General features: G+C 42.9%; 10 protein-coding genes and 1 riboswitch. Of the genes, 6 read left to right on the plus strand and 4 right to left on the minus strand.

The genetic code is table 11. From position 1 onward, the window contains the following. Window positions 1-244: 244 nt before the first annotated feature. From J7K40_14585 to J7K40_14595, 3 genes are all read left to right on the plus strand, one after another. A complete protein-coding gene (locus tag J7K40_14585; protein MCD6163625.1) occupies window positions 245-1363 on the plus strand; it encodes an isocitrate/isopropylmalate dehydrogenase family protein in 1119 nt (372 codons plus the stop codon). A 146-nt stretch (window positions 1364-1509) separates the two neighbouring features. Continuing rightward, window positions 1510-1887: a hypothetical protein gene (locus J7K40_14590; GenBank protein MCD6163626.1), complete on the plus strand. Its 378-nt coding sequence runs from the start codon at window positions 1510-1512 to the stop codon at window positions 1885-1887. A gap of 331 nt (window positions 1888-2218) precedes the next feature. Further along, window positions 2219-2983, plus strand: a complete 765-nt coding sequence (locus tag J7K40_14595) for a thiamine pyrophosphokinase (GenBank protein MCD6163627.1) — start codon at window positions 2219-2221, stop codon at window positions 2981-2983. Between the two features lie 375 nt (window positions 2984-3358). On the opposite strand, the gene J7K40_14600 is transcribed toward J7K40_14595, so the two are convergent. Together J7K40_14600 and J7K40_14605 are read right to left on the minus strand one after the other, a co-directional pair. Next, window positions 3359-4747 (minus strand): sodium:solute symporter family protein, encoded by a 1389-nt coding sequence (locus J7K40_14600; GenBank protein ID MCD6163628.1) that lies wholly within the window; start codon window positions 4745-4747, stop codon window positions 3359-3361. A 5-nt stretch (window positions 4748-4752) separates the two neighbouring features. After that, entirely contained in the window at window positions 4753-7260 is a 2508-nt protein-coding gene (locus J7K40_14605; protein MCD6163629.1) for a TonB-dependent receptor, read from the minus strand. A 61-nt stretch (window positions 7261-7321) separates the two neighbouring features. Beyond that, a riboswitch (TPP riboswitch) is annotated at window positions 7322-7425 on the minus strand. A 152-nt stretch (window positions 7426-7577) separates the two neighbouring features. On the opposite strand from J7K40_14605, the gene J7K40_14610 reads away from it, so the two are divergent. Together J7K40_14610 and J7K40_14615 are read left to right on the plus strand one after the other, a co-directional pair. Further along, on the plus strand, window positions 7578-8396 hold the full coding sequence (locus tag J7K40_14610; protein MCD6163630.1) for a hypothetical protein: 819 nt from the start codon (window positions 7578-7580) through the stop codon (window positions 8394-8396). After that, the gene (locus J7K40_14615; protein MCD6163631.1) at window positions 8377-8991 is read left to right on the plus strand and encodes a hypothetical protein; all 615 of its coding nucleotides are present in this window, start codon (window positions 8377-8379) and stop codon (window positions 8989-8991) included. The genes J7K40_14610 and J7K40_14615 overlap by 20 nt, the downstream gene beginning before the upstream one ends. 57 nt (window positions 8992-9048) lie before the next feature. Here the strand turns inward: J7K40_14615 and J7K40_14620 are convergent, their stop codons facing one another. Beyond that, the gene (locus tag J7K40_14620; GenBank protein MCD6163632.1) at window positions 9049-9336 is read right to left on the minus strand and encodes a Smr/MutS family protein; all 288 of its coding nucleotides are present in this window, start codon (window positions 9334-9336) and stop codon (window positions 9049-9051) included. A 132-nt stretch (window positions 9337-9468) separates the two neighbouring features. Then, window positions 9469-9606, minus strand: a complete 138-nt coding sequence (locus tag J7K40_14625) for a hypothetical protein (GenBank protein ID MCD6163633.1) — start codon at window positions 9604-9606, stop codon at window positions 9469-9471. Window positions 9607-10265: 659 nt separating this feature from the next. On the opposite strand from J7K40_14625, the gene J7K40_14630 reads away from it, so the two are divergent. After that, entirely contained in the window at window positions 10266-10859 is a 594-nt protein-coding gene (locus tag J7K40_14630; GenBank protein MCD6163634.1) for an NYN domain-containing protein, read from the plus strand. The last annotated feature ends 188 nt before the right edge of the window (window positions 10860-11047 follow it).

Here is an 11047-nt window from a genome sequence, read left to right on the forward strand (position 1 = left end):
CGATTGTTGGGTATTATTTTAAGAACTCTATAAAAAAGGCCGGACAGTAGTGTTAAAATTACATATATATTTGCCTAATACTACGATGGAAATTCTGGCTATTCAATATCCGATTTTAGTTGTATTATTAACCCTCTTTTTGTAAATTCATTAGATTTTTTAATGTGCTGTCAGGTGTTATTAAATTCACCTAACTTAAGGAATTAAAAGAAATGAATAATAATATTTTAAAAGGAGAAATGACGTGGCGAAGCATAAAATAGCCTGGCTTCCCGGCGATGGCGTCGGCAATGATGTTATGGAAGCGGCTAAAATCGTGCTGGATAAAATCAAGTTGGATGCTGAATATATCCATGGCGACATCGGCTGGGAATTCTGGCGTCAAGAGGGCGACCCGCTTCCTCAGCGCACTATCGATTTGCTGAAAAAAACCGATTGCGCATTGTTCGGCGCAATCACCTCCAAGCCCAAACAGGAAGCAGAGGCTGAGTTGGTTCCCGAACTTCAAGGCAAAAACATGATCTACCTCAGTCCGATAGTCAGGATGCGTCAGGAATTAAATCTTCGCACAAACCTGCGTCCCTGCAAAGCCTATAAGGGCAACCCGTTGAATTACCGCGATGGTATTGATATAGTGGTGTTCAGGGAAAACACCGAAGACCTGTACTCGGGCATCGAATTTTTCCCGACACCGAGCGAGTTTCGTCAGACAGTCGAGAAACTTCACCCCAAAATGAAGCGGTTTTCCGAGGTGCCGAATGATGAGATGGCTGTAAGCCTGCGAATTATTACCAAAAACGCCAGTCGGAATATTATTACTGACGCTTTCGAGTATGCCAAAAAATTCGGCAAGAAAACTGTAACAATAGTGGAAAAGCCGAATGTCATTAGAGAGACATCCGGCTTGATGGTTCGCACTGCCAGAGAAGCTGCCAAAAACTATCCCGATATCGAACTTTGGGAAACCAATATAGATGCCATGTGCATGTGGCTTGTGAAAAACCCCGAGAATTACTCAGTGCTGGCAACATCCAATATGTTCGGCGACATCGTTTCGGATTTAGCCGCTCAGTTAATAGGCGGCCTCGGCTTTGCATGCAGCGGCAATATCGGTGATGATTATGCCGTATTCGAGCCGACACATGGTTCGGCGCCCAAATATGCCGGCCTGTATAAGGTCAATCCGATTGCCATGCTCTTATCTGTTAAAATGATGCTTGATTATCTGAGCGAAATAGAGAAAGCGTCCGCGGTTGAGAGTGCCATCGCTACAGTTATCGCCGAGGGTAAAGTTCGTACCTATGATATGGGCGGCAGTAATACTACATTGGAAGTAGCTGAGGCAGTAGCGGCTCGGTTGTAGTTAGTATTATTCGGATGTATGCAATACGCCCCTACGCGCAGGCTTATGCGGATGGCAGACGTCCTCGTCTGCCATCCGCCTCAGGCGGACTGGTGCACGAGGACGTACGCCAGCCGCAAACGAAACCTAAAAAAGGAAGATAAATCATGCCCAAATTCGCAACTTGTTTAAACTGCATGGACGGCCGGGTTCAGCTGCCGGCAATTAACTGGCTTATGAAGGAATACTCAGCCGAGTATGTTGATATGATAACCGAAGCCGGCATGGATGGCTATCTTGTCAAGAATGAAAAGCTGCCGGAAGGTTTTATATACAAGCTAAATATCTCCGCCGAAAAGCATGGCTCTAAGCATATTTTCATAGTTGGCCATTATGATTGCGGCGGTCATCCGGTGGATGAGAAAACTCACCGCGAGCATGTGCATATTTCAGTAGACAAAATCAAGAGTATCATGCCTGACAGCAAGGTTATCGGCTTGTGGATAAATGAAAAGTGGGCGGTTGAGAAGATAGTCGAGAAGTAGCCGCGTAGGTCGGGTTCTGACCGGAGGGAAAAACCCGACAGTATTGCTTCGAGAAGGATGTCGTAATGTCGGGTTTAACGCTTACTTTGCTTATGCCAACTTGCTGGTGCATGAATGATAATGAGGCAACCCACTCCCGCTTGGAGCGGGAGTGGGGCACCCGGCAACAAACAACTCTTGCTGCCAAGCTCAGCTTGGCAGCAAGAGGGCGTATGCAATACGCCCCTACGCACAATAGCTTATACTATCTTTAAATTAATAAAATATATTTTATAAAATTGTCTGGAGATGGAATACTTTTTTATTATATTATTTACTCGGAACCAAAAAGATGAAAACCAAAGCCGTAATATTCCTGAATGGGTCATACCCGGATAATCATAAGCAGTTTTATATCGATGAATATCATGACCGCAAAAACGGTTCGGTAGTTATCGCCGCTGATGGCGGTCTGCGATTTTTTGTCGGCAACAGCCTCAAACCCGATGTTATCGCCGGCGATATGGATTCTATCGATAGTGATAATATAGCCAAGTTTCCGGAGGCGGTTATTGTGGAAGTTTCCACTGAGGGTAAATCGCTAACTGACGGCGAACTTGCGCTTGACTGGTGCGCTGGAAATAATATCACTGATGTTACCCTTTACGGCGGTATTGATACCTCATTTGAAACTGACCACTTGCTGGGCAATATATTCATGATGTTTGGTTTTCTTGATAGAAGTAAAGTTGGCGCACGGGGACGTACGCCAACCACAGATGTTGACGCATACGGACGTACGCCAACCACAAATAATTTCCCTCAGGATGTCGCTCGCTCCATCCTGGGGGACAGAAAAATCAGAATGCGTGATTACTGCCAGGAGATTATCCCGTTAGAGGATGATGAATATACGGGCGAGGGCAAACCGGGCGATATGCTGTCGGTAATTCCGCTGTCGGATGAAATCGTATATGAAGCTGACGGGTTGAAATATAACCCCGGCGGCAGAGTATATAAGTTTGGTCAGACGACGCCTTTACGGAATGAGCTGGCTGACAGCAGGTTTAGGGTAAGTATCAAGGGGCGGGCGGTTGTGATTAGGAATTATTTATGATATTTTGGGAGTATCGTGGTAGACACACGTCCTTGTGTGCCCCAGCTACGCAACAGACGAGGACGTCTGCCAGCTACAAAAAGTTACCCTCAGGATGTCGCTCGCTCCATCCTGAGGGATAGAATGGAGGTGATTATTATAATAGGATATAACACCAAAAACTTATTGAGATGAATAAACACTAACATAGTGAGATATTTATGAGCATAGCAAGTAGGGCAGGTCTTTTCGAGACCTGCCTATTCGGCGCGCTTATATATAAAATTACTCTCAATATACATCATCAATACTATTAATTGTAATGTACATTAAATCTGCAGTTATCGTCAAGCAAGCAGGCAGCCCCCTCCATTGGCGGAGTCGTCTCCCGCCATTTCAAACTGCCGACTTGCATTTTACCAAATAATAATCCACCCCATAAATAACAACCGATACAAACAGCCCCGCATATATCGGCTGGATGCCAAAAAAGTAATCAGCTTCCCAAATCAAGTTCGGCACAATCCATACAGCGGCAACAACAGGCGATAGTATCATCGAAAGCATAGCCATCTTGCCGCTCATCCGCCACCTGTCGGAAAACGATGAGCCAAGCGGTATCAGCATAGCGCAGGTACCAAGCGTGCCGAAAACATACCAGATATCGATTACCGACTGAAAGTATAACGCAATTACAATTGCCAGCAGACCCGAAAGCACAAGGCCAAAACGGGTATGCTTGGTAATATCGCCGCCCCTAAGCCGCCAGATAAAATCCTTGCCTATGGTAGTGCCTGCGATAAACGTATATGAATCGACAGTGGACATGACAGTGGCAAACAGGCTTAACAGAAACACCGCCTGAAATGCTTTCGGCAGCACCTTTGCCGCCAAAGCGGGATAGGCGGCAATCGGGTTGGCTAAGTCGGGCATCAGGGCGCGGGCATACATGCCGGTAGTGGTGGTCATAAAATCGAACACCGCCCAGAAAGCAATAGCAATGAGGATTCCATTGCGGGCTGTCTTCTCGGAACGCGCGGCAAAACAGCGCTGATAAAACGACGGCTCCACTAACGCAGCTAAGGCGATAAAGTACCAGACAAATATATATGATGCCGATTTCGTACCTCGCCAGACAAAATGAGTATCCGGAACATTAGCTTTAAGAAATGACAACCCGCCATAGTTGGAAACAAGCACAACCAACAATATCGCAAAGCCGCCAAACATCAGTACGAACTGCGCCTTATCGGTGAAAACATCCCCGCGCAAACCGCCGCTGAATATATAGAATATTGAAAACAGTGTTCCGCCGATAACCCCGATAGTAAGCGGCACTCCGAAGGCAGTATCAGTCAATACACCCAATTGAAGCACATACGCCGCCGGCACTGTCGTAATAAACACGAAAAACGCCCCAACCATCGAAACGTTTTTGCCATAGGCTTTATTGAGCTGGTCGGGTATTGTGTGAAGTCTGCTTTGCCTGGCTTTTTTGGCCAAAAACATCGCAAACAGAAACGCCGCCAAGTAATACGGCAGTCCGAACACAAGCCAGTTCGACAAGCCATGCTTAAACGAGTATTCCCCGACTCCGAGTATCCCGCCATACCAGGTGGAGACAATACTGGCAACGAAAGCCGGCAAGGACAATCGCCGTCCCATAACAAGATATTCATCGGCATCGGTTTTGCCGCGGCGAAAATAGCGCAGACCTACTATCACCAAAAATAATATGTACGCTGTCAGCAGGACTGCGCTTTCTATGCCGTAAGCACCGTTCATTAAGCTTAGAACTCAGTTGATATCGAGAAATAGAAATTACGATCGGCGCCGACCATATAGCGCGGCTTGCCGTCATCCTCCTCGATATAAGCGGCTTGCTCGTATTCCGTATCAGACACATTATTGACTCTGAACGAGGCTTTAAAAGAATTGATGCCGATAAGTCTGCCGAAATCATAAGCAATATCAAAATTTTGTATATGATAGGAATTGAGTTTGTAATCTTCGCCATTGTCGATATATTGCTTGCCGACATACTTGCCGTTTATGCCGAACATCAGGTCATTGATTATATATGCAAGTCGGTAGTTAGCCAATATCGAGGGGAAACCGCCTATTTTTTTATCGGCGCGGTTATATTCTATCGGTTCCCAGTTATCCCAATCGAAACCATATTCCTTATAGCTAACAAAATGATAGTCATTAACGCTTATGTTGCCGTTTATAACAAATTCATTACGAATTTGCGTATCAAATGAAAGTTCAACACCCTGATGGATTGTCTTTTCGGCATTGCCGGAGATAGGATAATTCATATCGTCGAGCTGGCCGGAGTATGGCACAATCTCATCTTTAATTTGCATCCGATATAGATTCACCCCGCTTTTGAACGTAAAATGCTCGGCGGCATGCTTTAAATCGGCGCCGACTTCAATATCATACATTTTTTCAGGATTTAATTCCTTGCCGTTATAAATCCATGATGAACCGGAGGCCGTGAAATTATCAGCTTTGTAATTGGGATTAGACCAGTAGTCTGTCGGGTCGTAAATATCCTTAAAAGCCGGGTGGCGGGATGCCATCGAGGTATTGAGAAAAATGTTCACCCTAGCCGATGCGTTATAACTGATGCCTACTCTTGGCGAGAAGAAATCATAGCTGCGATTAAAAGCGGCGTTGAATCGTTTATCATCCTCCAGCATATATTTATGTCTCTGGTATTGAATGTTAATCATTGCCGTTAGTCTGTCGAGAAGGTTATACGATTCGTGAGCATAGACAGTATAGGTATTGCTTTTGCCTCGATAGTCATAATAGCGGGCATCGGGTGCGAATCCTTGCGGGTAAACGCTTGCCCAGCTCACCTCGCTAAAATGATGGCCTGCATGAATGCGCATCTCACCGCCAAAAGCGAGAATGCCTTTGTTATGTTTAATTGCTATTCTCGGAAGCCAGCCCCAATCATGTTCATTAACCTCAGGGCGACGAATCAAATCAACCTTTTCGATAGTGTAGAGGCTGTCCTCATCTTTAATGAAATAATCTAAGTCATCGGTGTCGTAATAGTCGCGCGGAGCTAATGTCGTATCGGAAACCTTGATAGAATATATCCCGGGGAAATACTCCTCGACATCTTTTCTGCTCCTTTTCTGGCTATAATAGCCATTGCCATTGAAATAATAAAAAGTGTTTGATACATCGATATTATCATTCACATTCCAATCCCAGAAGAACTCGTAATGAGGCTGGCTGAAATGGTCAATTTCGCCTTTATACTCAAGCTCGTTGTATTTGCGATTACCGGTTAATTGCTCTGATGTAATTCCTTTATAGGCAAGGTGCGATTCCTCCGGTCCGCCATAGGTGTTAAATTTCCAGGTCATGCGCTCATCAAAACGGGCTATGCTGAAAAAGTAGGCATACATATCCGTCCATGAGTTATCGCGGTAGCCATCGGTTTCAATTTTCGAATAACGGCCATAGAACATATATCTGTCATTAATCAAACCGGAGCTGCCCGAAACCGACATCTTCTTGGTGTTGAAACTGCCATAGCCGGTTTCTGCTTTCAATAGAGGAACAGCCGAAAGCTCTGTTGTTGTCAGGTTGACCGAGCCGCCTATCGCGGAAGCGCCATACATCGAATTGCCGACTCCTCTCTGCACCTGAATATCCTGCACGTTATTAGCGAAATCGGGCAGGTCAACCCAGAAAACCTCGTGCGATTCGGCGTCATTAAGCGGGATGCCGTTAAGCATCACCGAAATCCGGTTCTGGCCGAACCCGCGTATTTTCATATAGGAATAACCTATACCGCTGCCGGCATCGGAATAGGCAAATATGTTCGGCATTGAGGCTAACAGCATCGGAGTATCCTGCGCCCAGTAGTTTTGCTTAATCTCTTTGTTGTTCATGTTTGAAAACGCCGCCGGTGTCTGGCCTTTTTTAGCTCTTGTCGCCGTTACTATTATATCCTGTCCTTTGAGGATTTTCGGCTCAAGCTCGATTTTCAGCGGCGAACGGCGGCTGTTATCTAACCGTATTATAGCGATTTTATAGCCGATATGACTGACCGATAGGCTGCTCGCTCCGAAGGGTAATTCCCCAATAGTGAAACTGCCGCTGCTGTTGGCAGCGGCGGCGATATTGCATCCGGCAAGCTTGACCACTGCTCCCGGCACAGGTTCGCCGGTTTGTTTGTCGGTGATTACCCCTGTTAGCGATGTCCCCCAAGCTGCGGCGGTTAATAGCATAAGCCATAACATGGTTAGTTTGGTTGTGTTGGAAAACATGATAGCTCCTTCCCTTGCGGGTTTAGAGCCGGCGTGGAAACAAAAAAAACCTCCTGCGTATGGAGGCTGCTGCGAAAGTCCCTACGCTGGCATTATCCAGATCAGGTTCTTAGGGTTTGTTCTCAGGCAGTCAGCTGGTACTGACAGCCACCCCGTTATTTGTTAATTATGAGCAATATAATGGCTGCGATAGTTTTGGCGCAAGGGAAATATGACATAATATGGAGAATATAGTACAAGAAGTGCTTGATTAAATTATTTAATTCTATTAAAGGAAATATAATATATATTGAATTGTAATAAACGTAGGCGGAATTATGAAAATTATTGTATCAATGCTGATTGCAATTATTGTTTTAGCATCTATTGCCTTTGCTGATAATGATAATGAAGCAATAACCCAAGCTGATTCAACCAAGCAAGGGAAAATTAAAGCAAAATCGAAAACCGCAAGTGAATTCTCGGAAGAATACAGCAAGAAAAATAAATTGAATTCAATTCCAGGTAAAAATAGACATCAAATGAAAAGGATTATAAAATTAAATCAAGGTATTACCGCAACCGAGCCTTTGGAAATATGCTATCAATATTTTGAATTTCGCAAAATAAAACGTGGTTATTCTAACCCCAGAATGGAATTTAAAGTTAGGAGAATCAGAAATAATGAAAAAGGCACTAAAATCGATTTTTACCAAGTACATAATGATGTCAGAGTTAAAGGTTATAGATATGGCTTTTTAATTAGTAATGACGGATGGATTTTATCTGGCGGCGGCCGCTATGCTCCGGAAGCCAGGTTTGTCGATACAAATCCTTCAATTAATGAGGATGAAATTAAGCATATCGCTATTAATGATCCACATGCTAAAGGAACCAGATTGGAACATGTACTAAAAACCGAATTAGTCATAGATTGTGAGGAGGATTGCCGGTTAGTCTGGATAGTAACCATAGATAATATGGAAGACTCTAGCGTTAAATCTTTTGAGAAAATTGTTGCTGCTGATCTTTATTTTGATGCAAATACTGGAAAGTTTATAAAAAAATATACAAATATAATTGGTCCCTGCTTTCCTGATATTTTTAATAATAAAAACAATAAAAAGGATGATAAAAATGACCACCAGGATAAATAAATCAATTACGTCAGCAGCCAAGCAGTTATTGCCATTATTATTAATCGCTATGGCTGCTTCTTTATATGCTGAAGACCCGGGCTTGCCGGATTCTGTTATCGCCGGCAACCTCGATGATTCCTTCATAGAAGCAAGTCCCGGAGATACTATAGACATCCCGGTCTGGATAAAAAATGATGAGAACATCATTGCCATTTATCTACCGATAGCTTTAGATTCTCAATATATTGCCGAGGATATAAGCGGTAATTTTTACGATATTTTTGATTCATTAAATACACCTCATTATGATACAGTCGATTTTTTGATTCATTTTCCAGATGAACCTATTGAGGGGCTTACAACGTATTCTTTCATAGCTCATGGTTCACCTAAGTTCTGGTATGTTTTTAATTCCGGATATGAATGGGTTCACATGGCAGATTTCAGATTCATATTAAGTTCTGAGAATTTATCAGCAGGTGATACAATACCTATTGTTCAAGGAAATAGTCCTCGTATCGGCGGCATACATTTTTCTTTTAGAGATGCGACTTTTTCAATCCATCCGAAATTCATCACCGGCGCCATCGCCATAGTCCCCGATGGCTATTAACATCTCACCGGATATTAGCAGGGCAGTCCGCCGCGGCGAATGACTCTTGTCATTTGCTTAGATATTTCTTTTCAAATTCACCACAGTTGCGCCCCAGCCGCCGCCGGAACCCTCCTCATGAAAAAAATCAATTACGGCGGGATGTTTTTGCAGGATGCCGCGAACTATTGCTCTTAATGTACCGGTCCCTTTGCCATGGATAATTCTAATCTGATAAATGCCCTCATCAAGGCAGGCGTCAATGTAATCGGGAACCAGCCGCTTTATTTCTTTTGGCGGAAATGTATGCAAATCGAGGGTGCCATCGATAGGCAGTTCAATCGGCTCGTCATGGTTTTCACACATAATGGATAAATATATAATTTAATCGCCATTATCAATGAAAAATCCTCCGGAATCAGGGAACGAATCGAAGGATTTTATTAATACAAGTCTTTCTGTGGTTGGCGTACGTCCTTGCGCGCCAACAATCTGATTCTATTTATTTTCATCATCATCCGAGGTCTTATCCTCCCAAGGGTGCAAATCGGGATATAATGACCAGGATTCTGATAATATTTCTTTTTCGTTTTGCCTGTTTTTTTCAAGTAAATACTCAATCACTCTATTTTTCATATGCATCTCCTTTTTGATTATAAATACATACAAAAAGAGGGCCGCATCGCCAGATTTATCATAGCTGCAATTAACTTATTATATTATAAGGTGCTGCATCATCATTCCCGATTATTATCAATTATCCCAAAGCAACTTTTTGTGCATGTATATGCATAATATAATATAGATGAAAAGAATTGTGCATACTGTTTGTTTCGTCGGGCTGCATCAATCGGCCGCTTGGTTTAGCAATTGATTATTAGCCGTATCGTTATCTATTATAGACATTATGCCAAGAAACAATAAAAGCGATTTTCCTTGAAAATATGTAATAATACTATTATATAATAATGTAATATAATATGCTCCATCTCAGAAAACGATATATTTTGAGAAAGGAGATTATTAACAGGATAAAACGATGTTAGCCTTTGCGTTTATCACATATCAAGGTAATTCTCTCAATCTAAATAACATACGGAAAATGAACTTATTTATAAGGAAGATTGCATTTATTTGCATTTCCTTAAAATGTCGGTCAAATAATTTGACGAAACGAGGTGATTAGATGTTTTAATTGAAATATCAAAAACCAAATTATTAAATAAACATTAATGAACAATGAATTAAATGCACTGCGGAACAATATAATAAACGATATTCAGGAGAAGTAATTTATGAGTTCAAAATATAATTATGAGGACAACCAGTCTGTATCCAACGAGCGGGTCATGATATTTATCGACGGCAATAATCTTTACCATAGCCTAAAACATGTTGTCGGTAATACTAATCTTGATTTTGACAAATTTTCACACAAACTGGCCGGCAACAGACATCTGATTAGAACCTATTATTATAATGCGCCCCTAAATAGGGATGATGATGAGGAAAAACACCGCCTGCAAAAGTCATTTTTTGATTCACTCGATTCAGTGCCGTATCTCACCAAAAGATTCGGACGTCTCGAAAAAAGAAATGTCCGTCAAAATCTGCCCGACGGCACTTTTATATCCGCTCCAACCTATGTCGAAAAGGGTGTCGATACCTACATCGCAATCGATATGCTGACTTTTGCCTTTAAAAACACATACGACACGGCAATATTGATTTCCGGCGATGAGGATTTTGCTGTTTTGGTCAATACGATTAAGGAACTGGGCAAGCATGTCGAGGTAGCTAATCTTGGCGGTTCGTATCTTTTAAGGCAATGTGCGGATAAGTATATCCTGATTGACCATGAGATACTAACGGGAATCCAACAAGTTTAGCTGTCATTCCACTACTGTCCGGCTTTTTGTCCGCCTTAGGCGGATGCTACAGAACGACCGATTCAGATGGCAATCTCGATTTTACTTTTGTCCGTCTTAGGCGGATGCTATAGTGATGTCATTACCACACTGCCCGCGTCATTCCCAACACCGTCCGCGTCATTCCCAACTTGATTGGGAATCCAGAG

It is taken from the genome of Candidatus Zixiibacteriota bacterium, assembly GCA_021159005.1.
Taxonomy (GTDB): domain Bacteria; phylum Zixibacteria; class MSB-5A5; order UBA10806; family 4484-95; genus JAGGSN01.